Below are 23,107 nucleotides of genomic sequence, written 5' to 3'. Positions count from 1 at the left end.
AACGGGGAGAGGCCATGAAGCTAGCCGGATTCGCGTCCCTGCTACTGGTACCGATGCTGATGTTCTCGGCCACGACCGCGTCAGCAGCTCCGCAGACCATCACCTACAAGCTCCGGGCGAGTGCGGCCGGGCAGTCGTCGGACTTCACGCTCGACCAGGGTGTCGACGCGTCCGCCCCGGCCACCGTCGCCCCCAACGGCACGGTCAAGGTCACCATCGACCCCGCGCCCAACAAGATCCCGTCCGAGGCCGGCGGGCGCACGGTGCGCGAGATCAAGGGTCTCGCGCTCAAACTGCCGGTGCCGGGCAACTCGAAGTTCCAGTCCGCGTCGCTGTCCGGCGGCTCCGGGCTGGGTGGCACGCCGACGGTTGCCTTGCAGGGCAACGACGTCGTGCTGAACGTGCCCGGCCCGATCAAGGGCGGGGCCGACTTCGAGCTGCCCACGGTCACGATCAACCTGCAGGCCGGCGGCACCGGCACCATCACGACGAAGCTCGGCGGCACCAGCTACGACGCCCCCGGCCTCACCTTCACCGCCGTCGTCACGGTCATCGGCTTCCCGGTCAACGCCGCCGCGAAGGGCTACCCGGACCCCAGCCCCGTGCTGACGACCACGACCATCGGCTAGAACCTGATGCCCAACCCCCTGCCGGGCATCAGGAAGTAGCCGCGACCAACGCGGTCATCGTCGCGAGCGTCGTGCGCAGGTCTTCCAGCGAGACCTGCGCACTGACGCGGTTCGCCCACTCGTACTGCGCGTCGCGCAACCGTTCGATGGCGGCGAAACCGTCGGAAGTAGGGCGCACCAGCTTCGCGCGGGCGTGTGCAGGGTTCGGCAGGTACTCCGCCAAACCCTTGTCCACCAACAGGTCCGCGATCCGCTGCACCGACTGACGCGCCAGCCCCATCTCCCGCGCGATGCCCGAGACGGACAACGGTTCTCGCAGCACCGCACCGAGCACCTGCCACCACGCCGCGGTCAGGCCGACGGGCTTCGTCATCACCTCGGCCGCGTCCAGAAACGCGCCGTACAAACGGAAAGTCCGCATCACGACGTCGGTGAGGACGTCGCCTGACTCAGTCCTGGACACTCGCCATCAGCCTCTCGAACGCCGCCATGCTGTCGTCGCGGTACAACTCGTACCAGGCGTCGACGGTCGCAGGCCGATGGGTCTCCAGTTCGAGCAGGATCTCGCGCGTCCACTCCAGCGCCGAAGCGCCGCCCGCCGTGATCACGCCCTGGTCGCGCACGGCACGAACCTCCTGATACAGCGCGGAACCGCCGTACTCACCGAGTTCGCCGGCGAAGTTCGACGTGTGCTTGACGTCGTCCAGCAGTCCTTCCCGCGCCAGCCCGATCGTCGCACCGCAGATCGCCGCCACCGGCTTGCCCGCCTCGCGGAACCGCCGCGCCAGCCGGCCCAGCGCCGCGTTCGCCCCCGCCTCCCACGAGTCGCTGCCGATCAAAAGCAGCATCGCGGACCCCTCGACGTCGACGTCCTCGACCGTCACGTCCGGCAGCATCCGCACGCCGCCGATCGTGCGCACCGGCTCCAGCGACGCGGCCACCGTCCTGATCTCGTAGCGGCCGGGCTGCTGCTGGAAAGCCTGGATGTTGATCTGAGCGGCCGCGTGGCCGTACTCCCAGTCCGAGAGACCGTCGACCAGAGCCACGAACACCGTCTGCGTTGTCATGACAGTAGACTGTCATAAGTGACAGCATGCTGTCAACTGCCGCCAAGCTAAGGTCAGCGACATGGCAGACGAGCTGGTCCACTACGAGGTGCAGCGTGGCATCGCGACGATCACGCTGGACTCTCCCCACAACCGCAACGCGCTGTCGTCCCAGCTGCGCCGCGAGCTCAGGGAACACCTGACCACGGCCGCGAAGGACGACCAGGTGCGCGTGGTCGTGCTGGCCCACACGGGTTCCGTGTTCTGCTCCGGCATGGACCTCAAAGAGGCCGCCGGCGCGAGCGCGGGAGACCAGGGCGTCAACGAGTTCCCCGCGATCCTCGAGCAGCTTTGGACCAGTCCGAAACCCGTCGTGGCCGCGCTCAAGGGCCCGGCCCGCGCGGGTGGCGTCGGCATCGTCGCGGCGTGCGACATCGCGATCGCGGCCAACGAGGCGACGTTCGCGTTCAGCGAGGTCCGGATCGGCGTCGTGCCGGCTGTCATCTCGGTGACGGTGCTGCCGCGCCTGCTCCCCCGCCAGGCCCACGAGCTGTTCCTCACCGGCGAGGCCTTCGACGCCCAGCGAGCCAAGGAGATCGGCCTGCTCAACGCGGCGACGGACGACGTCGACGCCGAGGTCCGCCGCTACACCGACATGCTCGCCCTGGGCGCGCCCAACGCCCTCGCCGCCACCAAGGAGATGCTGCAGCAGGAGCGGTCCACGAACCTCGGCGAGGTCTTCGCGGACATGCTCGAGCTCTCAGCCCAGCACTTCGGCGGGCCCGAGGGCCAGGAGGGCATCACGGCGTTCAAGGAGAAGCGCAAGCCGTCCTGGGTGCCGAAGGACTAGAACCAGCCGGTGCACTCGACGACACCCTGCACCTTCCCGCAGGCGCGCATGACGCGTCCGTCGTTCTTGAACGGCTGGGTGAACTTCGCGGTGCCCGAGTCGATTTTCGTGTGACCGAGGGGCCCCTCGGCCTCGTTGGCCGTGGGGTCCTTCCGCTCCGTCCAGACCTCCTCGCCGGGCTGACCGGCGGAGATGCGCCCCCACGCGCACTTGGACTTGTTCGACGCGCGCAGTTCGATCACGCGGCCGTTCTGCATGACGATCGGGTTGTCGCCGTCCATCGTGTCGAACGGCGTGAACGGCTCCTCCTGCGCGCAACCGGGGTCACCGGCGCTGGAGGAGACCTCGGTCATCGAGGCGGCGGACACCTGGCCCAGATCCGCGTCCGAATCGCAGGCTGCGACGGCCGCGGCGAGCACGAGCAGAAAGCACGTGCGACGGAAATGCGTTCCCATGGAATTGCACTGTCCACTCTGGACAGTAATTCCGCAGCGCGGGTCACCGTTCTGTGCGAACGACCCGCAGTTCGTGATCACCTGATTCAGCGTTCCGCTTCACAGCGTCACGAAGCACCGACAGCACGGACGCGTCCAGGTCAGCAGGCACGACCAGCACGTACTCACCGGAAGGCAGCCAGGACAGGTCGGTCAGGCTGTCGTAGAGGGCATCCAGGTTCTGGCCGAACCACGAGGGAAACGACAACGCCTCGGCAATGGCCGCGATCGCCGCCTTCTTTTCCGAAACGAGAATGTGCCGTTTCATTTGCTCACGTCCACGACGACGAACGTCGAATAGTGGTCGCCGGTGTAAAAGACCTCGCTGGAACTGCCCGTCACGATCCGCCGCGCCCCTCGGTCCGGACTACCGGGCGTCGGCACCGTGTACTCCTTGTAGTACCCGGACTTCTGCTGAGGCAGCCGCTTCTCGCGGTTCTCGAACGTCACGCCGTCGTTGCGCGGGTACGGGAACGGGCCCTTCGACTCGATCAGCTTCCACGTCTTCGCGGCCTCGGACGGCAGCTTCGACAACGCCTGGACGTCCAGGCCCGACGAGATACCGGGCACGGCGAGCTGAGACGCCGACGCCGGGAGGTTGAGAGGCGGCTTCTCGGGGTTGGAGACGTTGTCCTTGACGAACCACCCGACCACGACCAGCGCGATCAGGCCGACCAGTGCGACGGTCAGGCGACGACCAGGGCTCACGCGGCGACCTTCTCCGACTCGGGCTCCGGTTCGGGCTCGGGCTCCACGTCAGGCTGCGGCGCCGAACGCTTCGGCCGCCAGTCGACGACGCGGTCGATCAGCCGCGCCACGCCCAGGCAGAGCGGCAACACCACGATCATCACGACGGGGAACTGCACGGCGACGGGCAGCTGCACGACCCACAGCTCGACGCCGTCCCACCACGACCAAAGCCAGTCCACGACCGCGAGCCTAGTCTCGTGACCGGTGTCACGGCATTTGCCCAGCCCCAAGCTCGGTATGTTGCGAACCATGTTCGCCGTTTACGCAGCAGAACCCAGTCCTGAGAACCCGCTGGCCTCGCTTCGCGTCGGCGAGCGCCCCGACCCCGAGATCCCGAACGGGTGGGTGCGCGTCGCGGTCAAGGCTGCCAGCCTCAACATGCACGACCTGTGGACGTTGCGCGGCGTCGGCATCAAGCCCGAGCAGTTCCCGATGATCCTGGGCTGCGACGGCGCCGGCACCCTCGACGACGGCACCGAGGTGGTGCTGCACTCCGTCATCGGTGACCCGAGCTGGTCCGGCGAGGAGACGCTCGACCCGAAGCGCACGCTGCTCACCGAGAAGCACCAGGGCACCTTCGCGGACTACGTCGTGGTCCCGGCCCGCAACGCACTGCCGAAGCCCGCTGACCTGTCGTTCGCCGAGGCCGCCTGCATGGGCACGGCGTGGCTCACGGCGTACCGGATGCTGTTCGTGAAGTCCGGCCTGCGACCCGGCCAGACGATGCTCGTGCAGGGCGCGTCCGGTGGCGTGTCGACCGCGCTCATCCAGCTGGGCCGCGCCGCCGGGTTCCGCGTCTGGGTCACCGGCCGCACCGAGGAGAAGCGCGCGCTGGCGACCGCTCTGGGTGCCCACGCGACGTTCGAGTCCGGCGCCAGGCTGCCCGAACGGGTCGACGCGGTGTTCGAGACCGTCGGCAAGGCCACCTGGTCGCACTCGATGAAGGCGCTCAAGCCCGGCGGCATCGTGGTGATCTCCGGCGCGACGTCCGGCGACGCGACCGCTGCCGAACTGCAGCGGCTGTTCTTCCTGCAGCTGCGCGTGGTCGGCTCGACCATGGGCACCCGCGAGGAGCTGGGCGACCTCATCCAGTTCTGCGCCCTCAACGGCCTCAAGCCGCAGATCGGCGCGGAGCTGAAGTTCGAGGACGCCGAGCAGGGCCTGAAGTCCATGCTCGACGGCGAAACCGCCGGCAAGATCGTCTTCACCCGACCGTAAACAGCACAACAGGCCAAAAAGCGGTCTCCTGATTGGTGGGTTCGGACAAAGCGCGTCACATTTGACGCGAATAGGTTCAGCCGGACCCACCATCAAGGGAGATGACGGCATGACTACGCAGGGCGTCTTCAGGCGCAAGCCCATCGACCAGATCGCGGAGGACAAGGGCGACGGGCTCACCAGAACACTGGGCCTGTGGCAGCTGACCGCGATCGGCATCGGCGGCATCATCGGCGCGGGCATCTTCTCGCTCGCCGGCGCCGTCGCGAACAAGACGGCCGGACCGGCTGTGCTGATCTCGTTCCTCGTGGCCGGTATCGCGAGCGCGGCGGCGGCGTTCTCGTACGCGGAGTTCGCGGGGCTGATCCCCAAGGCGGGCAGTGCCTACACCTACGGCTACGCGGTGCTGGGTGAGATCGTCGGCTGGTTCATCGGCTGGGACCTGCTGCTGGAGTACACCGCGATCGTGGCGGTGGTCGCGATCGGCATCTCGGGCTACTTCACGGAGCTGCTGAGCCTCCTCAACATCCATCTGCCCCAATGGATGCTCGGCGCACCGGGCACCGAAGGCCCGGGAGTAGCCGCGGGCAGCTACAAGGTCAACCTGTTCGCGGTGATCCTCTGCCTGCTGATCGCGTACGTGCTGAACCTCGGCATGAAGAACGCGGCGCGGTTCGAAACCACCTTGGTGTACCTGAAGATCGCCGTCGTGCTGCTGGTGATCGGTGTCGGTGTCTTCCACATCGACACCGACAACTACAACCCGTTCTTCCCGTTCGGGCTGAGTGGCGCTTTCACCGGTGCCGCAACGGTCTTCTTCGCGGTGTTCGGCTACGACGCGATGAGCACGGCCGCCGAGGAGTCGAAGGACTCCCAGCGCCACATGCCCAAGGCGATCATCTACTCGCTCGCGATCTCGATGGTCCTCTACGTGCTGGCCTGCCTCGTGCTGACGGGCATGGTCAACTACAAGGACGTCGACGCCGAAAGCGCGTTCGCCACGGCGTTCGCGGACATCGGCTTCCACTGGCTCGGCATCATCATCAGCGTCGGCGCGATCCTCGGCATCACGACGGTGCTCTTCACGTTCCTGCTCGGCGCGGCCCGCGTCGGCTACTCGATGAGCCGCGACGGCCTGCTGCCGAAGTGGTTCGCGAAGACGCACCCGGTGAAGCACGTGCCGTCGCGCATCACCTGGGTGCTGGGCATCGCCTCGGCCGTCATCGCCGGCTTCCTGCCGATCGCGGAAGCTGCCGAGCTCACCAACATCGGCATCCTGCTGGCGTTCGTCGTGGTCTGCGTCGCCGTGATCGTGTTGCGCTACAAGCAGCCCGACCTCCCGCGCACGTTCAGGACGCCGGGCATGCCGGTAGTGCCGATCATCGGCGTGATCTTCTCGATCTGGCTGATCACGTTCCTCACCCCGGAGACGTGGCTGCGGTTCGCGGTCTGGTTCGTGATCGGCATGGTCATCTACTTCGCCTACTCGAAGCGCAACTCCGTCATGGAGAAGCAGCAGACCAAGCAGTGACCTGCTGGTCGAGCACGGGCAGCGGTACCGGCCCGAGCCCGATCACGAGGTCGTGGAACGCGCGCACGTCGAAGCGGTCGCCCAACCGAGCGGCCGCTTCGTCGCGTACGCGCTGAATCTCCAGGCGCCCCACCATGTACGCGAGGGCCTGGCCCGGCACCTCGATGTACCGGTCGACCTCCGACACGATCTCCGGCTCGGTCATGACGGTGTTCTCGCGCAGGTAGTCGATCGCCTGCTGACGGGTCCACCCGAACGCGTGCAGCCCCGTGTCGACGACCAGCCGTCCGGCGCGCATCGCGTCCAGCCCGAGCATGCCGAGGCGCTGCTCCTGCGACGAGTACAGCCCCATCTCGTCGGCGAGACGCTCGGTGTAGAGGCCCCAGCCCTCCAGGTACGCCTCGATGAACGCGAACCGGCGCAGGTTCGGCTGCTCGGTCTCGGAGGCGATCGAGAGCTGGTAGTGGTGACCGGGCACGGCCTCGTGGAACGCCGTCACCTCCGACAGCGTGCGGCTGCGTTCGGTGGCACCCAACGGGTTCAGCCAGTACGTGCCGGGACGCGACCCGTCCACCGGCGCGGGCTGGTAGAACGCGATGGCGGCGCCCTCCCGCTCCTCGGGAGCCACCAGACGCACCTCGCAGCCGACCTTCGGCATGCGGCCGAACCACTGCGGTGCCGCGGCTTCTGCCCGCGCGATGGCCTCCGTGGCGTGCACGACCATCTCGTCTTCGTTGGCCCACAACAGTTCCGTGCGCAACCGGTGGAAGATCTCCGGCACGTCGGTCGTGCCCCAGACCTTCGAGCCGATCTCCGCGTACTCGTCGCGCAACGAGGCGATCAGGTCCAGACCCAGCCGGTGCAGTTCGGCAGGCGTGTACGAGGTGGTCGTGTAGTTGCGGACGAGGCTGGCGTAGTTCCGCTCGCCGTCGGGCAGCCAGCAGATGCCCGGTTTGTCGTCAGGACGGCCTTCGACGGACGCGAGCACGTCGCGGAACCCGGCGACGGACTGGCGGATCCGCGGTGACTCCGAGCCTTCCCACTCCTGCACCGGCGAGGCGAGGAAGCTCTCCATGCGCCGGACACCCGTGGCGAGGTGCCGCGCCAACGGCCTGCGGTCGGAGTCGCGCACCCGCTGACCGGCCTGCTCGACGTGCCGTGCGACCTTGTCCCGGCGCTGGGACATGTCCACCCGCGACGCCATCATGAGCACCGCGTTCACCGGTGCGCTCATGCCGAACGCGACGGTGTGCTCGATCAGTCTGGCGTCGATCCGCGCCACGATCGACTCGCCCTGGTGCCGGATGACCGCGCGCGTCACCTCGTCCTCGTCGCTGGTGTCGACCCTGGCGAGGATGTCGGCGACCCGTGCCCGCAACGCCTGTTCGCCCTCGACGCTCAGGTCCTCCAGCTTGTCGTCCCAGCCCGGAATCCCGAACATCGACGGCAGGAACGGCGACCAGTCCATGGACGCGGCGAACATCTCGTCGGCGAGTGACATCAGGACCTCCCAGCCCAGTCGGTGACCAGGTCACCCAGTGTCGAGAGCGGCACGGCGCCGTTCTCCAGCACCAGGTCGTGGAACGCCCTGATGTCGAACCGCGAACCCATCTTCTGCTCCGCCTCGGCCCGGACGCGCTGGATCTCCAGGCGCCCCACCATGTACGCGAGGGCCTGGCCCGGCGTCTCGATGTACCGGTCGACCTCGGAGCTGATCTCCGAGTCGTCCATCGTGGTGTTGGTGCGCAGGTAGTCGACGGCCTGCTGCCTCGACCACCCGAGCGCGTGCAGGCCCGTGTCGACCACGAGCCGCCCGGCGCGCATCGAGTCCAGGCCGAGCATCCCGAGACGTGCCTCGTCCGAGGAGTACAGGCCCATCTCGTCGGCCAGGCGCTCGGTGTAGAGGCCCCAGCCCTCGATGTAGGAGTCGATGAACGCGAACTTGCGCAGGTTCGTCAGGTCGGTCTCGGCGGCGATCGTCAGCTGGAGGTGGTGGCCGGGCGTCGCCTCGTGGAACGCCGTCACCTCGGAGACCGTGCGGCTGCGTCCGGTGGCGTTGAACGGGTTCACGAAGTAGATGCCGGGACGGGAGCCGTCGAGCGCGGCGTCCACGTAGTAGGCGAACGCGGCGCTCTGCCGGTCGACCTCGGGCGTCAGCCGGACCTCGCAGAGGGCCCTCGGCAGCCTGCCGAACCACTTCGGCGCCTCGGCCTCGGCTCGCGCCACGGCCTCCACGGCACTGGTGAGCATCTCGTCCTCGTTGGCCCACAACAGTTCCGTGCGCAACCGCCGGAAGATCTCCTGGACGTCGCTCGTGCCCCACACACGTGAGCCGATCTCGGCGTACTCGTCGCGGAGGCCGGCGATCAGGTCGAGCCCGAGCTGGTGCAGTTCGGCGGGCGTGTACGACGCGGTCGTGTAGTCGCGGACGAGCTTGCGGTAGTTCTCCTCGCCGTCGGGCAGCCAGCACAGGCCGGCGTGCTCGTCGTCGCGTCCCTCGACGGTCAGCAGGAACTCGCGGTACTTCGCGAACGCGGGCCGCAGGTCGGCATCGCCCTCCCACTCCTGCTCGGGCGAGGCCAGGAAGCGTTCGACGTGGGCCGCTCCGCCCTCGACGTGCCGGCGCAGCGGCCGGCGGTCGGAGTCGCGCAGCCTCCGCGCGGCCTGGTCGAGGAACTGCGGGACGAGGTGGCGCCGCTTCGAGAAGTCGATCTGCGAGGCCATCTTCAGCAGGACCGCGACCGGGGCGTTCAACCCGCGCGACACGGAGTGCTCGACCAGCCTGGCGTCGATCAGGGTGATGATCGACGTGGCCTGGTGCCTGATCACGTCCTTGGCGACCTGATCTTCGTCGCTCTCGTCGACGCGACTCAGGATGTCTTCGAGCCGGGTGCGGAGGGCCTGGTGCCCGTCGACGCTGAGGTCTTCGAGCCGGTCGTCCCAGCCGGGCACGCCGACGAGCGTGGCGAACGTCGGCGACCAGTCCATCATCGCCTGGAACGTCTCTTCGGAGAACGAGGTCACGCTCTCCTTCTTAGCCGCGCTTGAAGCGCTCCGCCAAGGAATTGACCACATCGGTGAGCTCGCCGTGGAGCCTGCGCACGATGTCGCCGGCCGGTTCCGCGGTCGCCAGCGCGTACGTGGTGCCCGCCCAGAGCGACATGACCTCCAGCTCGCCGGTCGCGCGCACTGGCTTCGTCAGATGGTGCACGTTCGGGTACGCGGCGGGCGCGTGCGGGCTGTTCTCGATCAGGAACCGGTTCACGAGACCTCGCGCGGGCCGTCCGCTGAACGCCCGCGTGAGCGCCGTCCTGCGGGCTCCTTCGGCGAGCGCTTCCCGGTGTGCCGCAGCGGTTCCGGCCTCGGGACAACCGAGGAACGCCGTGCCGAGCTGCGCCGCGACCGCCCCGGCCGCCAGCACCGCCGCGACGTCCGCCCCGCTCATCAGCCCACCGGTCGCGATCACCGGCAGGTCGACCGCGTTGCGCACGAGAGTCAGCGCGGCCAGCGTCCCGTACAGCTCGCCGCCGCCGGGCGAGATGCCGTCGTCGGTGAACGTGCCGCGGTGCGCTCCGGCGTCCGCGCCCTGCACGCACAGGACGTCCGCGCCGATCTGCTGCGCCTGCCGGGCCTCACTCGGTGTGGTGACCGTCACGACGATCGTGGTGCCGGTCGCCTTGAGCCGCTGCACGTCGTCCACGTCCGGCAGCCCGAACGTGAACGACACCACCGGCACCCGCAGCGCAAGCACGAGCTCCAGCTTCGCGGCGTAGTTGTCGTCGTCCCAGCGCGGGTCGCCGGGCACCGCGCCGACCTTCTCCGCGCAGGCCGTGACGCGGTCCACGTAGGACGAGATGTCGGCGGTCGGCCTGGTGCCGGGCACGAACAGGTTGACCCCGAACGGCTTGCTCGTCAGCTGGCTCGTCCGGGTGATCCTCTCGGCGAGCTGCTCGACGGTGATGTAGCCGGCCGCGAGGAACCCGAACCCACCGGCGTCGCTCACCGCGGCGACGAGTTCTGGGGTGGAGGCGCCACCTGCCATGGGCGCGGCGATCACGGGCACGGCCAGCGTGTGGAACATGAGCACAACCTAGTTGGACAGGGCGGTGGATGCCCGGTGAAGCGGCTGTGTCCTTGATGACGCAAGGAACACAGTGGTTGCTCCACCTAGCTGACGTCGCTGATCCAGTCGGCGACAGCGCGTTGCAACTCCTTGGCGCGCGGGTGGAGGTTGGCGTCGTGACCGGCGCCCTGCAGCACGTACCCGCGCACGTCCGGCGAGCCCGCGTAGTAGGGCCGTTCCTGCTCGACCAGGCGTTGTGCCGTCGAGCAGTCCCTGGCGAGCGCGGTGCAGAACACGCTGTCCTTCTCCCCCACCGCGATCAGCACCGGCACGTCGATCAGCGCCGAGTACGGCAGCACGACGCCCAGCGACAGCCCGTCCGGCGCCTCGGCCGCGGAGAAGACGTCCTTGGTGGCCTCGTCGGTCGCGATCACCTGCGGGTCGACGTCACCCGGCGTGTGAAAGGCGTTGTAGCGCTCGCCCTCCTTCGTGGTCAGGTAGGCGGGGTCGAGCAGCGACCGCGGCTCGACCTTCGACCCGAGAATGGTCACCACTGCCAGCGGGTCGATGGCGTGGGTCGCTCCGGTGACCACGACGCCGTCGACGTTGTGGAACGTCGCGGCGCTCAGAATCGCGATCATCGAGCCGAGCGAGTGCCCGGCCAGCACGACCTTGCCGAAACCCTTGTCGCGCAACGACTGCACGACCTCGTTGACGGCGGCTGCCTGACGCATCGCGGTGACGGTGACGCCGAGCGGCTTGATGCTGCTGCCGGTCCCGAGTCTGTCCACCGTCGCCGTGGCGTGACCGCGGACGTTGAGCTCGCGGCTGAACGAGTACGTGGCGGGCTCGTACGGGAAGTCCCAGTACGCCGAGTTGTAGCTGGCGCCGGGGACCAGCACGACGGCCGTGTCCGAGCCCGGATCGCACAGGCGGGTGTACATGCCCGCGGGCGAGATGAACTCCTCGCACCCGGCTGCCTGCGCGGTGGCGGGTGTGCAGAGCGCGAGCAGCAGTGCCGCGACCAATGCCCTCAAGATTGAGCCTCTCTCACGGAAATCCGTTCGAGAAGATCCCACGAGGACGGCCGCGCGCCCTCGATTCGAGACGCGGCGTTCAGGTGACTTTCGGACCCGAAAGTGTGTCTCAGTTCGCCTCCGGGCCCGGCGGCAGTTCATTTTCCGGTCACGCGAGTGCGCCAAGGTGTCAGGGTGAAGCGGCACGTGTACGTCGTGGTCCTGGACGGACTGCGTTCGCAAGACCTCGACGAGGCTCTGACCCCCACCCTCCTGACCCTGCTCGGCGAAGGCACCCGCCTTCCCGGCCAAGCGGTACCGGACCTCCTGGAGTCCGTGCTGGAGCTGGGTTTTCAGGTGGTGCCGCCCGACACCTCGTACCCGGCGGACGCGGTCACGTCGCACCGGCTGCACGCCCTGATCGACTCGGCCGACCCGGAGCGCGTGTTCGTGCGGTTCGGTGACTGCGACCCGCCGCTGGGTGTCGTCCGCTCGCTGGCCGTGCGCACCTCGGACGAGCAGGTGGGCAAGCTCGTGCGGCATCTCAAGGCGACCGGGCGCTGGGAGCGGTCGGTGCTGGTGGTCGTCGCCGGCGGTTGCGCGGCGGTGTCGGCGCAGCGCCACCTCGACGCGGACTCGTTGCTGCGGGGCAAGGTCTCCGTCGCGGGAAGGCGGCTCCGCTGGACCGGGCCGGCGTCCGATCGCGCGGTGGCGTGGAAGCACCTGCAGTCCGTGGTGAGCAGGATTCCCGGACCGGCCGCGGTGGTGCCGTTGCTCGTCGCCGGCCCGGTGTCCACTGTGGAGCTGGACGCGACGGTGGGGAGGCTGCTGGGCCTCCCCACCACCGGTACGCCCATCACCTAGGGCAGGGAGTCCAGGTGAGGGGCGACCGTGTTGGCGAACTGCCAGTTGTTCGACGCGTCCCAGTTGATCGACCACGTCATGGCGCCGCGAATCGACGGCCAGGTCGTGCTCGGCTTGAACGTGCCGCAGCTGGTGCCGCGGGCCAGACAGCTCAACGCGTTGTTGACGTTCGACGGCGACTGGTAGCCGCCGCCCGCTCCGGACGGTGACGCGGGCAGGCCCAGACCGACCTGGTCGGGACGCAGGCCGCTCTGCAGCTGGATGCACGCGAGCGCGGTCAGGAAGTTCACCGTGCCCTGGCCGTAGACCTGCTGGTCGCAGCCGAGCATCGTGCCGGAGTTGTAGTACTGCATGTTGACGATCGTGAGGATGTCCTTGATGCCCAGCGCCAGCTTGAAGTACTCGGCGCTGGTGTTCTGCATGTCGATCGTCTGCGGCGCCATGGTGATCACGGTGCCGCCACCGGCGTGGATGCTGCGCAGCGCCTGCGCCATGTAGGTGGAGTTCACGCCGTTCTCGAGGTCGATGTCGACGCCGTTGAAGCCGTAGTTGGTGATCAACGACTTCACGCTGTTCGCGAAGTTGTTGGCGGCGTTGGAGTCGCCGACGCTGATCGTGCCGCGCTCACCGCCGACGGAGATGATCACCTTCTGGCCGCGGTTCTGCAGGGTCCTGACGTCGGCCTTGAACTGCGCGTCGGTGTAGCCGCCGAGCTGGCTGCTCAGGCCGGAGTCGAGGTTGAACGCGACCTGGCCCGGCGTGCCCGTCGCGTCGGCGAACGAGACCGCGACGATGTCGTAGGTGGTGGGGACGTCGGCGAGCTTGAGTGCGCGCGCACCGTTGTAGAAGTTCTGCCAGTAGCCCGTGAGGACGTGCTTGGGCAGACCGGTGTTCGGCGGGTTGCCGGTGGTGGTGGTCGTCGTGGTTGTCGTGGTGGTGGTGGTGGACGTCGTCGTGCTCGTGGTCGTCGGCGGGGTGCCGGGGCCGTCGAGGTTGAAGTCGTCCGCGAAGTAGGCGGGCTGGCCGTACCAGCCGTGCACGTAGATCGTGACGCTGGTGGCGCTGCCGCTGGTGAAGTCGACGGTGAGCTGCTGGAAACCGCTCGTACCCGGCGTCCAGGTCTGCTTCTCCACACCGCCGGTGACGCCGAGGTAGACGTAGCTGCCCTGCACCCACGCGCTCAGCTTGTAGGCCGTGTTCGGTTGCACCGTCACGGTTTGCTGGCAGCGCGCGTTGCTCTGGCCGACGGGTGCGCCTTGGAGGGCGTAGCTGCCGGTCCGCTTGGTGCCCGTGGTCGCGCTGGTGCCCTCGGTACAGGTCCAGCCGCTGAGATTCCCGGCTTCGAAGCCGCTGTTGGCCGCGAGGTTCGCGGCGACGGCGCTGCCGTTGATCACCAACACCAGACCGGCGCAGGCGAACAGCGCGGACAGCAGCGCTACCGCTGCTCGTCTGGTCTTGGACATGGTCCACCTCCACACATCATGCGGCGGCCATGTTGTGAGTGGACTAAAAATGGACTAGACCACTTGGTCTGGTCAAGCGTTGCGCTGGTCATCGGATGTATTTAGGGTGTGCATGCCGCCCCCGTAGCTGAGGAGTGGCATGCGCATACTCGCTGTTCTGGCTTTATTACTAGGAATAGCCACACCGGCCGACGCAGCGCCGACCTGGGTGGCGTCCTGGGGTTCCGCCATGCAGACCCCTGTGTCATCGGATGTCAGCGGCGCCTCCTACACGGTGCGGAACATCGTCAAGCTGACCGCCCGCAGCTCGATGGTCCGCGTCCGCATCTCGAACGTGTTCAGCTCCGGCCCGCTCACGGTCGGCAGCGCGTCCGCGGGGGTGCCCGGAACCGGTGCCGCGCTCGAAGGCAAGGCGCGGCGGCTGACGTTCCACGGCCGGAACACGGTCGTCGTGCCGCGCGGCGAGGAGGTGCTGAGCGACCCGGTGCACATGGGCCTGCCCGCGCCGTCGTCTCTCGCCGTCTCGATCTGGGCGGCCGCGGCACCCGCCGTGCCGACCTACCACCGCAGCGCGTTGTCGACGAACTACGTGGCCCAGGGCGAGCACACCTGGGACTGGGGCGGCTCCGCGTACACCCAGAAGGTCGGCTCCTGGTACTACCTGTCCGAGGTGTCCGTCACGTCCGGCGTGGGCGGATCCGTGGTGGCGCTGGGCGACTCGATCACGGACGGCTCCGGTTCGACCGGTGGCGCGAACCGGCGGTGGACGGACGTGCTCGCGTCGCGAACCTCTTATGGCGTGGTGAATTCCGGTATCTCGGGCAACCAGCTTCTGCGCGATGGCACGTATGGCGTTTCCGGGATTGCACGCACTCCACGGGACGTCCTGGAGCGGTCCGGAGTGCGGACGTTGATCGTGCTGGAGGGCATCAACGACATCAAAGCCAAGCCCGACGCGACGTTCGAGGAGCTGCGTGACGGGTATCTGAAGGTCATCTCTCTCGCGCACGCCAAGCGCGTACGTGTGTTGGGCGGCACCATCACGCCGATGGGCGGATATGCGGGCTATACCGACGCACGCGAAGCCGTGCGCTCCGCCGTGAACAAGTGGATTCGCGAGTCGGGCGCGTTCGACGGCGTGGTCGACTTCGACGCCGCCGTCCGTGACCCCGCTCGCCCGACCTACCTGCGCGAGGAGTTCGCCAGGCCGGACCACCTGCACCTCACCGACGCCGGCTATCAGGCCATGGGCCAGGCGGTGGACGTCTCCCTGCTTTAGCTTGAAGCGCGTGTTCACTCTCAACGACGCCATCACCATCGCGACCGCCGCCCACGACGGCCAGGTCGACAAGTCCGGCCGTCCTTACATCGGGCACCCGTTGCGGGTGATGGCCTCCGTAGAGGGTGAACACGCGCAGATGGCCGCCGTTCTGCACGACGTCATCGAGGACACACCGGTGACCGCAGAGGACTTGGCCGCTCGTGGGTGTCCTGTTGTTGTGGTCGGCGCCGTCGTGGCGTTGTCACACCTGCCGGACGAACCTCAGGACGTCTACCTGCGCCGCGTCGCCGCGAACCCGTTGGCAATCATCGTGAAACGCGCGGACATCGCCGACAACCTCTCCCCCGCCCGCATGGCCCGCCTGGACACCGCTCTCCAAGAACGTCTGCAGGCCAAGTACGCCACCGCGCTGAGGTTGCTCGATCAGTTCGTGAGCTAACTAACCTTCTTCATCGGTACAGGTCGCTTGAGCAGGGTGTATTATCGAAACGTAACCAAGATTGGAAGGACAAGATGACCCGCCACGACCTGTCCGTGAAGTCCCTGCGCTCGAGCCTGGCTTCGCGCCGCACCGCTCGTCTCCAGCGTCAGAGCCTGGAGCGGCAGTTGGCCAGCTACACCACCGAGAGCGACCGCATCGAGCTGGACGCCATCCTCTCCCGCCACACCAGCGAGGAGACGAGCGAGCTCCGTTCGATCATCAACCGCCAGGCGATGGACCGCCTCCTGCGTTCCGCCTGACCGGTCTACGTGTGGGCCACCCCGGCAATGGTGCCGTGGGTGGCCTTTTGCGTTGCTAGAGAAGGCGTTTCAACGTCAGCACGTTGTCCGCGCACGTCTCCACGAGTCCTTTTGGCCCGGTGACTTCGCGCCTCACCACCTCGTTGGTGATGATGATCCAGTTGTCCATGAGCTTGAGGCTGTCGAGGACGTTCTTCGTCGTCGGGAAGTCGCAGTCCAGGTGCTCGGACCACGACGGCGTCTCCGCGTGCCCGATGATCACCAGGTAGCCGCCGGCGGCCACAGCCTCGGTCGCCCGCTTGAGAATGCGGCAACTCGCCCGGCTCCGGTCCGGGTGCGAGTGCAGGAACCGCGCGCTGATCAGGTCGAACTCCCCGTCGGGGAACTTCTCCGGCAGATCCCGCTGCTCGACGCTGCTGACCCGCCACCCGCGCCGGGCGAGCCACACCGCGTCACCACCCCCAGCGCACCCGAGATCGAGTGCGCTGCCGGGTCTCAGTCGTTCGACCTCACGCATCAGCAGCGGGTTCGCCATGCCGACCACGGTCCGCCCGACTCATGCGCGTTTGCAACATTCGTTCCATCAAAAGAGGCGTTTGACGGTCAGAACGTTGTCCTTCCGCGTCTCTTCCTGACCCTCCGGCCCGACCAGCGGCCGTTCCACCACCTCGTCGGTGATGACGATCCAGTTGTCGGTCAGCTTCAGGTGGTCGAGCACGTCCTTCGTCGTCGGGAAGTAGTAGTCCTGGTGCGGCGACCACGACGGCGCCCCCGCGTGCCCACCGATGATCAGGTGCCCGCCAGGAGCCACCGCCTGCGCCGCCCTCTTCAGGATGCTGTCGCGCTCTCCGTCCTCCTCGACCGGCGAGTGCAGGAACTGGACGCTGACCAGGTCGTACAGCCCCTCGGGGAACGTCTCCTTGAGGTCGTGCCGCTCCACGGCGAACTCGACACCCTCGTCGTACGCGTGCTTCAGCGCCCGGTCCAGCGCCACCTGCGACACGTCGACACCCAGCACCCGCCAGCCCCTCTTGGCCAGCCAGACGGCGTCGCCACCTTCGGCGCACCCGATGTCGAGCGCGCTGCCGGGGGTGAGACGTTCGGCTTCCCGCACCAGCAACGGGTTCGGCTTGCCGGACCACACCTGGTCCCGCTCCGAGTAGAAGGTCTCCCAGAACTCCTGCGCAGTCGTCATGCTCCTGACAATGCGTCCGGCCGTGCCGCTTTGGCAATTGCCGTTGCCGGTCTGGCAACAACGGTCGACAAGGCGAGCATGCTGGAAGCCATGACGAAGGTGACCTGCGACCTGACGATCTCCCTCGACGGCTTCTCCGCGGGCCTCAACCAGACCGCGGACCGCCCGTTCGGCGACGACGGCGGCGACGGCTGGGGCAGCAAGCTCCACGCGTGGATGGAAGACCCCGCGGAGATACAGCAGCAGATGGACAAGCTGGCCGAGACCAAGGCGTTCATCATGGGCCGCAACATGTTCGGCCCGATCCGCGGCGCGTGGTCGAGCTCGTGGAACGGCTGGTGGGGCGACAACCCGCCCTACCACGCCCCGGTCTACGTGCTCACGCATCACGCGCGCGACCCGCAGCCGATGGAGGGCGGCACGACGTTCCACTTCATCACCGACGGCATCGAAGCGGCGTTCAAACTCGCCCGCGACGCCGCTGGGGACGGCAACATCTCCATCCACGGCGGCGCGACCACGATCAACCAGTACCTGCGGGCCGGCCTGATCGACGAACTGCGGCTGCGCATCGTGCCGATCACGCTCGGCGCCGGCACGCGCCTGTTCGACGGCGTGCCGGCACTCGACCTGGAACAGGTGGAGTCGAGGCAGGGCAACGGTTTCACGCACGTCACCTACCGCGTGCACAAGGCCTGAGACGCTCCCGGTCCAGGACTCGAACCTGGGCTCACGAATCCAAAGTCCGTTGTGCTCGCCGACTACACCAACCGGGAACTGCGCTCACGACGGGACTCGAACCCGCGAATCGCCGCATCGACAATGCGGTGCCCTAGCCGCTGGGCCACGTGAGCATTGGGAGAGAACAAAAAAGCCGCCCGAATCGGATTTCCCGACGGACGGCTCCCCGAGCTGGCATCTCACCAGTTCACGACAGGGAGCCAGCATCATCGAGACGTTGGCGCGGTGACCCGAGATCCCACGTCATGACGCCTCCTTCGCTCGATGGTGCTCGAAGTCTTGCCGAGCACGACATCCGCAGTCAACGCAATAACCGCCGGGAAGGGTGTCGACCGCATCGCGGACCAGCTTGGGCCGGCTCCGGATCTGATGTGGATTCCGAGAGCTCGTGTGCCATCTCGTCATACGACCGCGATGCCGTGCCGAAGTCACCGGCCTGGCGCGAAGTTACTTCAGGGTGCCCAGCAGCTCAGCGGGCGAGAATCGCACCGGGAACGGTGCCGTGGCCTCGAAAACCTTCTCTGCCTTGACGACGGCCGTCTGCTCGTACAGGCCGTCCGCGCCGAACTCGAACACCGTCAGCGTCGGCACTTCCGGATCGATGACCCAGTAGCTCGGCACGCCCATCCGTTCGTAGACCGCCTTCTTGGTGTTGAAGTCGTTGAGCACGGAGCTCGGCGACAGGATCTCCACCGCCAGCAACGGCGGGGCATGCAGCAGCTTGTGGGTGAGATCGCTGTCCCTGCAGACCAGAAGATCTGGCTGTAGCTCCGTGTTGTTCGACTGCCTCACCGCGAATGGTGCCGCGAACACGTGCAGATCTTCCGGGCACTCTGCGTCCAGCCTGCTCCCCAGCTTCATCGAGATCTTCTGGTGCCGTGGAGCCGGCGTGGGACTCACCAGCAGCATCCCGTCGATGAGTTCGTACCGGTGTCCGTCATCGGGCGTACCCTCCAGGTCATCGACCGTGTAGGGACTTCCGTTCACGCCAATCGCCATGACTGACATGGTCCCCTCCTCTCGGTGCTCACGCCAACCGTCCCAGAAGGGTCTGACAGTTTCGGCCCAAATCCGGGCCTCACCAGTGGCGCCACTCGATCGTGTGACGCCACCGAACACCAGCGCTATTCATGCTCGGCCGTGGTGCGTACGAAACATGTCGTGCGGATCCACAGCGTGCTTGACAGCAGCGAGCCGATCGAAGTCGCCGGGCAGGTAGCCAGTCGCGAGCTCGACAGCGCTGATATCCGGACCAGACAAGAAGTTCACGCACACACCACCTGTCGACCAAGGGCTCATCGCGGTGAACAGCCGGGCAAACGCCCCGCGCAGTTCCGGCAGTTGCGCGGGCGATGCGGCGGCCCCGGCGTAGAGGACGTACTGCCCGTCGCGGCGCCCCAAAGCGCTGGGGACCAAGCCGGGCCGACCAAGGGCACCACCGGTGTGGCGCAGCTCGACGAGGTAAGGCGCGTCAGCGGAAGGCCCGGCGTGGCGCAGCAGTTCCTTGATTGCCAACGGGTCCAGCGATTCCAGCATGGTGTTGCGGGCGTGGAATGCCACCGGGGTGGTGGGTTCGGCGTGGATCGTGCCGACAGCGCTGTAAGGCATCTCCACCACGGTGTCGGTGATCGGCCCGAGCTCGCGGAACGGACGGACAAGCCTCTCCCCCTCGGAAACCGAGCCGGTGTAAGCGAATCGCACGTGCAGCAGGTAGCGGTCGGGCAGCCGGAGGAGCAGCACAGAGGAGCTCATCGATTCGGGAACGGTCCGAGTCCACTCCGCCCAGACACGCAGAGCATCCGAGGCGGTGTCGGCAGCGAAGTGCATGCCGCCGCCGTACATCCGGGTGATCGGGTGCAGGTCGATCTCCAGCGCGGTGACGACGCCGAAGTTGCCTTTGCCGCCGCCACGCAACGCCCAGAACAGGTCCGGGTGCTCGGTCGCAGTGACGCGGCGCAACGAGGCATCAGCGGTGACGATTTCGATGGCGCGCACGTGGTCGACGGCCCACCCGAGGCTGCGGCCGAGGATCCCCAGCCCGCCGCCGAGGTGGTACGAGACCACGCCGACCTCGGGTGAGGAGCCGTTCAAAGGCGCCAGCCCGTGTTCGGCGGCGGCCCGCACCAACGCTCCGCCGCGCACCCCGGCTTCGACTCGGGCGGTGCGCGCAACAGGGTCGATGGTGATCCCGTCGAGCCGCGAGGTGGTGATCAGGATCTGGCCGTCGGCGCTGCGAGACGGACCGTGCCCGGTGGCCTGCACGGCGACACCCAGGCCGTTCAAAGCGGCGTGGCGGACGGCGGCGATCACGTCGTCGACGGAGGCTGCCGGGACGACGACCTCGGGCCGGTGCTCGACGGACAGGTTGTAGCCGAAGCGCTCGACGTCGTAGCCGGGATCGGTCTCAACGAGGTAATCAGTCATGACACCATCATCAAGACGCTGACCTGCGGGAACAATCTCACAGAAAGCATCGACTGATAACCTGGAGATTATGGAACGGCGGGACATCGAGATCTTCCTGACGCTCGCCGAGGAGCTGCACTTCGGACGCACGGCAGAGCGGCTGCTCGTGTCGCAGGCGCGCGTGAGCCAGACGATCGCGAAGCTGGAACGACGGTTCGGCGTGGCCTTGTTCGAACGCACCAGCAGAAAAGTCGCGATCACCCCAATCGGTGCCGCCCTCTACGCCGACGTCCGCGCGGGACACGACCGCATCGAACGCGGCATCGCCGCAGCCATCGCAGCGGGCAAGGGGATCACCGGCGTGCTCACCGTCGGTCTGGAGGCACCCGCGGTCGCCGAACTCGCCGCCCCGGTGTTCACCAAGCTCCGCAAGACCGGCGTCGAGATCGTCTTCCGCGAGACCGGCTTCGCCGACCCGCTCGACCTGCTGCGCACCGGCGAGGTCGACGTCGCCGTCACCAACGCACCCGTCGACGAGCCAGGGTTCAAGGAAGGCCCGGTCCTGTACACGGAACCGGTCGTCCTGGCCGTGGCACGACAGCACCGGTTGGCCAGCCGCAAGGAGGTCACCCTCGACGACCTCGACGGCGAAGTGGTGTTCCGCGCGGGGAGACGTGCCGCGCCCTACCGCCGCGACCCCGAACCACCAGTCCCGGCAACGCTTCTGGACCTCATGGCACGGATCGCCGCGAACGAGGGCGTGTGCCCGCTGGCCGCGCACGCCGCCGACTACTTCGCCCGGCCGACTCTCGCGATGGTGCCGTTCGCAACGAGCTCACCACCCGTGCGCTGGGTGCTCTGCTGGCGCACCGGCGGCCGCACGGCAAGGGTCGCCGCGCTGGCGGCGACCCTCCCGTAACAGAACTACTTCTTGCCCTTCGGCTCGTCCGTGGACAGCGCGGCGACGAAGGCCTCCTGCGGCACCTCGACGCGGCCGACCATCTTCATGCGCTTCTTGCCTTCCTTCTGCTTCTCGAGCAGCTTGCGCTTACGGGTGATGTCACCGCCGTAGCACTTGGCAAGAACGTCCTTGCGGATCGCGCGAATCGTCTCGCGGGCGATCACGCGCGCACCGATCGCGGCCTGGATCGGCACCTCGAACTGCTGCCGCGGGATCAGCTCGCGCAGCTTCGTGGCCATGCGCGTGCCATAGGCGTACGCGTAGTCCTTGTGCACGATCGCGCTGAACGCGTCGACCGCCTCGCCCTGCAGCAGGATGTCGACCTTGACCAGGTCCGCCATCATCTCGCCCGACTCCTCGTAGTCGAGGGAGGCGTAGCCGCGCGTGCGGGACTTCAGCGAGTCGAAGAAGTCGAAGATGATCTCACCGAGCGGCATCGTGTAGCGCAGCTCGACGCGGTCCTCGGACAGGTAGTCCATGCCGCCGAGCTGGCCGCGCTTGGTCTGGCAGAGCTCCATGATCGCGCCGATGTAGTCCGACGGGGCGATGATCGTGCACTTGGTGACGGGCTCGTACACCTCGGCGCGCTTGCCCTCCGGCCAGTCGGACGGGTTCGTCACGACGATCTCGGAGCCGTCCTCCATGACCACGCGGTAGACGACGTTGGGCGCCGTCGAGATGAGGTCGAGGCCGTACTCGCGCTCCAGGCGGTCGCGCGTGATCTCCAGGTGCAGCAGCCCCAGGAAGCCGCAGCGGAAACCGAAGCCGAGAGCCGCGGAGGTCTCCGGCTCGAACGTCAATGCAGCGTCGTTGAGCTGGAGCTTGTCCAACGCCTCGCGCAGCTCGGGGTAGTCGGAGCCGTCGACCGGGTAGAGGCCCGAGTAGACCATCGGGCGCGGCTCGCGGTAGCCGGCCAGCGGCTCCGAGGCGCCCTTCTTCTCGGACGTGACCGTGTCGCCGACCTTCGACTGGCGCACGTCCTTCACGCCGGTGATCAGGTAGCCCACCTCGCCGACACCGAGGCCGCGCGACGGCTTCGGTTCGGGCGAGACGATGCCGACCTCGAGGATCTCGTGCGTGGCACCCGTCGACATCATCTTGATGCGCTCGCGCGGCGTGATCTTGCCGTCGACGACCCTGATGTACGTGACGACGCCGCGGTACGTGTCGTAGACCGAGTCGAAGATCATCGCGCGGGCCGGGGAGTCCGCCACGCCGACCGGGGCCGGGACCTTCTTCACGACCTCGTCCAGCAGCTCGCCGACGCCCAGACCGGTCTTCGCCGAGACCCGCAGCACCTCCTCCGGCTCGCAGCCGGTGATGTGCGCGATCTCCTTGGCGTACTTGTCCGGGTCCGCGGCGGGCAGGTCGATCTTGTTCAGCACCGGGATGATGGTGAGGTCGTTCTCCATCGCCAGGTACAGGTTCGCGAGCGTCTGCGCCTCGATGCCCTGCGCGGCGTCGACCAGCAGCACGGCGCCCTCACAGGCCTCCAGCGCGCGGGACACCTCGTAGGTGAAGTCGACGTGGCCAGGCGTGTCGATCATGTGCAGAACGTGGTCCTGCCCGTCGACCTGCCACGGCAGACGCACGTTCTGCGCCTTGATGGTGATACCGCGCTCGCGCTCGATATCCATCCGGTCGAGGTACTGAGCGCGCATCGCCCGCGCTTCGACCACGCCGGTGATCTGCAGCATGCGGTCGGCCAGCGTGGACTTGCCGTGGTCGATGTGCGCGATGATGCAGAAGTTCCGGATGAGCTCCGGCGGCGTGAACGTCGTGTCGGCGAACGTGGTCAAGGTGGTCCTCAGCAGGAAATCGGACGGGTGTCCCCTTATGGTCCCATAGCGGCCGGTG

26 protein-coding genes and 2 tRNA genes are annotated in these 23,107 nt (G+C 67.6%); 10 read left to right on the top strand and 18 right to left on the bottom strand.

Features of this window, described 5'->3' with window-relative positions:
* Positions 1-14 precede the first annotated feature (14 nt).
* Entirely contained in the window at positions 15-629 is a 615-nt protein-coding gene (locus tag AB0M24_RS30855; RefSeq protein ID WP_363775693.1) for a cyclase, read from the top strand.
* A gap of 28 nt (positions 630-657) precedes the next feature.
* On the opposite strand, the gene AB0M24_RS30850 is transcribed toward AB0M24_RS30855, so the two are convergent.
* Together AB0M24_RS30850 and AB0M24_RS30845 are read right to left on the bottom strand one after the other, a co-directional pair.
* Positions 658-1,092 carry a MarR family transcriptional regulator gene (locus AB0M24_RS30850; RefSeq protein WP_363775690.1) on the bottom strand — a complete coding sequence of 145 codons (435 nt, stop codon included), beginning with the start codon at positions 1,090-1,092 and terminating at the stop codon, positions 658-660.
* Positions 1,079-1,696, bottom strand: coding sequence for a DJ-1/PfpI family protein (locus AB0M24_RS30845; protein ID WP_363775688.1), 618 nt, complete (start codon positions 1,694-1,696; stop codon positions 1,079-1,081). Before AB0M24_RS30845 ends, AB0M24_RS30850 begins: the two co-directional genes overlap by 14 nt.
* A gap of 61 nt (positions 1,697-1,757) precedes the next feature.
* On the opposite strand from AB0M24_RS30845, the gene AB0M24_RS30840 reads away from it, so the two are divergent.
* Positions 1,758-2,525 carry an enoyl-CoA hydratase family protein gene (locus tag AB0M24_RS30840; RefSeq protein ID WP_363775685.1) on the top strand — a complete coding sequence of 256 codons (768 nt, stop codon included), beginning with the start codon at positions 1,758-1,760 and terminating at the stop codon, positions 2,523-2,525.
* Here AB0M24_RS30840 and AB0M24_RS30835 read toward each other — a convergent pair.
* The 4 genes from AB0M24_RS30835 to AB0M24_RS30820 are packed head-to-tail and all read right to left on the bottom strand — an operon-like array spanning position 2,522 to position 3,948.
* Positions 2,522-2,980, bottom strand: a complete 459-nt coding sequence (locus AB0M24_RS30835) for a hypothetical protein (protein WP_363775682.1) — start codon at positions 2,978-2,980, stop codon at positions 2,522-2,524. The two genes, AB0M24_RS30840 and AB0M24_RS30835, sit on opposite strands and share 4 nt — an antisense overlap.
* 43 nt (positions 2,981-3,023) lie before the next feature.
* On the bottom strand, positions 3,024-3,287 hold the full coding sequence (locus AB0M24_RS30830; RefSeq protein ID WP_363775679.1) for a barstar family protein: 264 nt from the start codon (positions 3,285-3,287) through the stop codon (positions 3,024-3,026).
* Entirely contained in the window at positions 3,284-3,727 is a 444-nt protein-coding gene (locus AB0M24_RS30825) for a ribonuclease domain-containing protein (RefSeq protein ID WP_363775676.1), read from the bottom strand. The genes AB0M24_RS30830 and AB0M24_RS30825 overlap by 4 nt, the downstream gene beginning before the upstream one ends.
* A complete protein-coding gene (locus tag AB0M24_RS30820; protein WP_363775673.1) occupies positions 3,724-3,948 on the bottom strand; it encodes a hypothetical protein in 225 nt (74 codons plus the stop codon). The genes AB0M24_RS30825 and AB0M24_RS30820 overlap by 4 nt, the downstream gene beginning before the upstream one ends.
* Before the next feature lie 70 nt (positions 3,949-4,018).
* On the opposite strand from AB0M24_RS30820, the gene AB0M24_RS30815 reads away from it, so the two are divergent.
* A complete protein-coding gene (locus AB0M24_RS30815) occupies positions 4,019-4,987 on the top strand; it encodes a zinc-binding dehydrogenase (RefSeq protein WP_363775670.1) in 969 nt (322 codons plus the stop codon).
* A gap of 109 nt (positions 4,988-5,096) precedes the next feature.
* On the top strand, positions 5,097-6,518 hold the full coding sequence (locus AB0M24_RS30810; RefSeq protein ID WP_363775667.1) for an amino acid permease: 1,422 nt from the start codon (positions 5,097-5,099) through the stop codon (positions 6,516-6,518).
* On the opposite strand, the gene AB0M24_RS30805 is transcribed toward AB0M24_RS30810, so the two are convergent.
* The 4 genes from AB0M24_RS30805 to AB0M24_RS30790 form a co-directional block, all read right to left on the bottom strand.
* Complete coding sequence (locus AB0M24_RS30805) at positions 6,490-8,019, bottom strand: DUF885 domain-containing protein (RefSeq protein ID WP_363775664.1); 1,530 nt, start codon at positions 8,017-8,019, stop codon at positions 6,490-6,492. The two genes, AB0M24_RS30810 and AB0M24_RS30805, sit on opposite strands and share 29 nt — an antisense overlap.
* A complete protein-coding gene (locus tag AB0M24_RS30800; RefSeq protein WP_363775661.1) occupies positions 8,019-9,542 on the bottom strand; it encodes a DUF885 domain-containing protein in 1,524 nt (507 codons plus the stop codon). The genes AB0M24_RS30805 and AB0M24_RS30800 overlap by 1 nt, the downstream gene beginning before the upstream one ends.
* 10 nt (positions 9,543-9,552) lie before the next feature.
* A complete protein-coding gene (locus AB0M24_RS30795; protein WP_363775658.1) occupies positions 9,553-10,599 on the bottom strand; it encodes a nitronate monooxygenase in 1,047 nt (348 codons plus the stop codon).
* Between the two features lie 86 nt (positions 10,600-10,685).
* Positions 10,686-11,618, bottom strand: a complete 933-nt coding sequence (locus tag AB0M24_RS30790) for an alpha/beta fold hydrolase (protein WP_363775655.1) — start codon at positions 11,616-11,618, stop codon at positions 10,686-10,688.
* A 174-nt stretch (positions 11,619-11,792) separates the two neighbouring features.
* On the opposite strand from AB0M24_RS30790, the gene AB0M24_RS30785 reads away from it, so the two are divergent.
* A complete protein-coding gene (locus AB0M24_RS30785; protein WP_363775652.1) occupies positions 11,793-12,461 on the top strand; it encodes a hypothetical protein in 669 nt (222 codons plus the stop codon).
* On the opposite strand, the gene AB0M24_RS30780 is transcribed toward AB0M24_RS30785, so the two are convergent.
* A complete protein-coding gene (locus AB0M24_RS30780; RefSeq protein WP_363775649.1) occupies positions 12,458-13,924 on the bottom strand; it encodes a glycosyl hydrolase family 18 protein in 1,467 nt (488 codons plus the stop codon). The two genes, AB0M24_RS30785 and AB0M24_RS30780, sit on opposite strands and share 4 nt — an antisense overlap.
* 229 nt (positions 13,925-14,153) lie before the next feature.
* On the opposite strand from AB0M24_RS30780, the gene AB0M24_RS30775 reads away from it, so the two are divergent.
* From AB0M24_RS30775 to AB0M24_RS30765, 3 genes are all read left to right on the top strand, one after another.
* Positions 14,154-15,203 carry an SGNH/GDSL hydrolase family protein gene (locus AB0M24_RS30775; RefSeq protein WP_363775646.1) on the top strand — a complete coding sequence of 350 codons (1,050 nt, stop codon included), beginning with the start codon at positions 14,154-14,156 and terminating at the stop codon, positions 15,201-15,203.
* A gap of 10 nt (positions 15,204-15,213) precedes the next feature.
* Positions 15,214-15,645 carry a phosphohydrolase gene (locus tag AB0M24_RS30770; protein WP_363775644.1) on the top strand — a complete coding sequence of 144 codons (432 nt, stop codon included), beginning with the start codon at positions 15,214-15,216 and terminating at the stop codon, positions 15,643-15,645.
* A 74-nt stretch (positions 15,646-15,719) separates the two neighbouring features.
* Positions 15,720-15,947: a hypothetical protein gene (locus AB0M24_RS30765; RefSeq protein ID WP_363775641.1), complete on the top strand. Its 228-nt coding sequence runs from the start codon at positions 15,720-15,722 to the stop codon at positions 15,945-15,947.
* Between the two features lie 55 nt (positions 15,948-16,002).
* Here AB0M24_RS30765 and AB0M24_RS30760 read toward each other — a convergent pair whose 3' ends face one another.
* Both AB0M24_RS30760 and AB0M24_RS30755 read right to left on the bottom strand, forming a co-directional pair.
* Entirely contained in the window at positions 16,003-16,482 is a 480-nt protein-coding gene (locus AB0M24_RS30760; RefSeq protein ID WP_363775638.1) for a methyltransferase domain-containing protein, read from the bottom strand.
* Positions 16,483-16,530: 48 nt separating this feature from the next.
* Positions 16,531-17,142 carry a class I SAM-dependent methyltransferase gene (locus AB0M24_RS30755; protein WP_363775635.1) on the bottom strand — a complete coding sequence of 204 codons (612 nt, stop codon included), beginning with the start codon at positions 17,140-17,142 and terminating at the stop codon, positions 16,531-16,533.
* 90 nt (positions 17,143-17,232) lie between these two features.
* On the opposite strand from AB0M24_RS30755, the gene AB0M24_RS30750 reads away from it, so the two are divergent.
* Positions 17,233-17,841, top strand: coding sequence for a dihydrofolate reductase family protein (locus AB0M24_RS30750; protein ID WP_363775632.1), 609 nt, complete (start codon positions 17,233-17,235; stop codon positions 17,839-17,841).
* Between the two features lie 4 nt (positions 17,842-17,845).
* On the opposite strand, the gene AB0M24_RS30745 is transcribed toward AB0M24_RS30750, so the two are convergent.
* The 4 genes from AB0M24_RS30745 to AB0M24_RS30730 all read right to left on the bottom strand — a co-directional run bounded on the left by AB0M24_RS30745 (position 17,846) and on the right by AB0M24_RS30730 (position 20,307).
* Positions 17,846-17,918 (bottom strand) — tRNA-Gln (locus tag AB0M24_RS30745).
* A 4-nt stretch (positions 17,919-17,922) separates the two neighbouring features.
* Positions 17,923-17,996: transfer RNA gene (locus AB0M24_RS30740), tRNA-Asp, on the bottom strand.
* A 334-nt stretch (positions 17,997-18,330) separates the two neighbouring features.
* Positions 18,331-18,882, bottom strand: coding sequence for a Uma2 family endonuclease (locus AB0M24_RS30735; protein ID WP_363775629.1), 552 nt, complete (start codon positions 18,880-18,882; stop codon positions 18,331-18,333).
* A gap of 129 nt (positions 18,883-19,011) precedes the next feature.
* The gene (locus AB0M24_RS30730) at positions 19,012-20,307 is read right to left on the bottom strand and encodes an FAD-binding oxidoreductase (protein WP_363775626.1); all 1,296 of its coding nucleotides are present in this window, start codon (positions 20,305-20,307) and stop codon (positions 19,012-19,014) included.
* Between the two features lie 70 nt (positions 20,308-20,377).
* Here AB0M24_RS30730 and AB0M24_RS30725 point away from each other — a divergent pair, with 70 nt between their 5' ends.
* Positions 20,378-21,208 carry a LysR family transcriptional regulator gene (locus AB0M24_RS30725; RefSeq protein WP_363775623.1) on the top strand — a complete coding sequence of 277 codons (831 nt, stop codon included), beginning with the start codon at positions 20,378-20,380 and terminating at the stop codon, positions 21,206-21,208.
* 5 nt (positions 21,209-21,213) lie between these two features.
* Here the strand turns inward: AB0M24_RS30725 and lepA are convergent, their stop codons facing one another.
* The gene (gene lepA / locus AB0M24_RS30720; RefSeq protein ID WP_363775620.1) at positions 21,214-23,049 is read right to left on the bottom strand and encodes a translation elongation factor 4; all 1,836 of its coding nucleotides are present in this window, start codon (positions 23,047-23,049) and stop codon (positions 21,214-21,216) included.
* Between the last annotated feature and the right edge of the window lie 58 nt (positions 23,050-23,107).

The sequence above is a fragment of the Lentzea sp. NPDC051838 genome (assembly GCF_040681245.1).
In the GTDB taxonomy this organism is placed as follows: Bacteria; Actinomycetota; Actinomycetes; order Mycobacteriales; family Pseudonocardiaceae; genus Lentzea.
The sequence above is the reverse complement of the archived record's forward strand: the minus strand, read 5'-3'. Positions and strand labels throughout refer to the sequence as shown.

Bases quoted from the DNA above. Each gene is read 5' to 3' on its own strand.
- AB0M24_RS30765 (WP_363775641.1), top strand. From the start codon at position 15,720: ATGACCCGCCACGACCTGTCCGTGAAGTCCCTGCGCTCGAGCCTGGCT.
- AB0M24_RS30750 (WP_363775632.1), top strand. From the start codon at position 17,233: ATGACGAAGGTGACCTGCGACCTGACGATCTCCCTCGACGGCTTCTCC.
- AB0M24_RS30855 (WP_363775693.1), top strand. From the start codon at position 15: ATGAAGCTAGCCGGATTCGCGTCCCTGCTACTGGTACCGATGCTGATG.
- AB0M24_RS30815 (WP_363775670.1), top strand. From the start codon at position 4,019: ATGTTCGCCGTTTACGCAGCAGAACCCAGTCCTGAGAACCCGCTGGCC.
- AB0M24_RS30845 (WP_363775688.1), bottom strand. From the start codon at position 1,696: ATGACAACGCAGACGGTGTTCGTGGCTCTGGTCGACGGTCTCTCGGAC.
- AB0M24_RS30780 (WP_363775649.1), bottom strand. From the start codon at position 13,924: ATGTCCAAGACCAGACGAGCAGCGGTAGCGCTGCTGTCCGCGCTGTTC.
- AB0M24_RS30840 (WP_363775685.1), top strand. From the start codon at position 1,758: ATGGCAGACGAGCTGGTCCACTACGAGGTGCAGCGTGGCATCGCGACG.
- AB0M24_RS30735 (WP_363775629.1), bottom strand. From the start codon at position 18,882: ATGGCGATTGGCGTGAACGGAAGTCCCTACACGGTCGATGACCTGGAG.
- AB0M24_RS30805 (WP_363775664.1), bottom strand. From the start codon at position 8,019: ATGTCACTCGCCGACGAGATGTTCGCCGCGTCCATGGACTGGTCGCCG.
- AB0M24_RS30830 (WP_363775679.1), bottom strand. From the start codon at position 3,287: ATGAAACGGCACATTCTCGTTTCGGAAAAGAAGGCGGCGATCGCGGCC.
- AB0M24_RS30730 (WP_363775626.1), bottom strand. From the start codon at position 20,307: ATGACTGATTACCTCGTTGAGACCGATCCCGGCTACGACGTCGAGCGC.
- AB0M24_RS30760 (WP_363775638.1), bottom strand. From the start codon at position 16,482: ATGGCGAACCCGCTGCTGATGCGTGAGGTCGAACGACTGAGACCCGGC.
- AB0M24_RS30725 (WP_363775623.1), top strand. From the start codon at position 20,378: ATGGAACGGCGGGACATCGAGATCTTCCTGACGCTCGCCGAGGAGCTG.
- AB0M24_RS30835 (WP_363775682.1), bottom strand. From the start codon at position 2,980: ATGGGAACGCATTTCCGTCGCACGTGCTTTCTGCTCGTGCTCGCCGCG.
- AB0M24_RS30755 (WP_363775635.1), bottom strand. From the start codon at position 17,142: ATGACGACTGCGCAGGAGTTCTGGGAGACCTTCTACTCGGAGCGGGAC.
- AB0M24_RS30795 (WP_363775658.1), bottom strand. From the start codon at position 10,599: ATGTTCCACACGCTGGCCGTGCCCGTGATCGCCGCGCCCATGGCAGGT.
- AB0M24_RS30775 (WP_363775646.1), top strand. From the start codon at position 14,154: ATGCAGACCCCTGTGTCATCGGATGTCAGCGGCGCCTCCTACACGGTG.
- AB0M24_RS30810 (WP_363775667.1), top strand. From the start codon at position 5,097: ATGACTACGCAGGGCGTCTTCAGGCGCAAGCCCATCGACCAGATCGCG.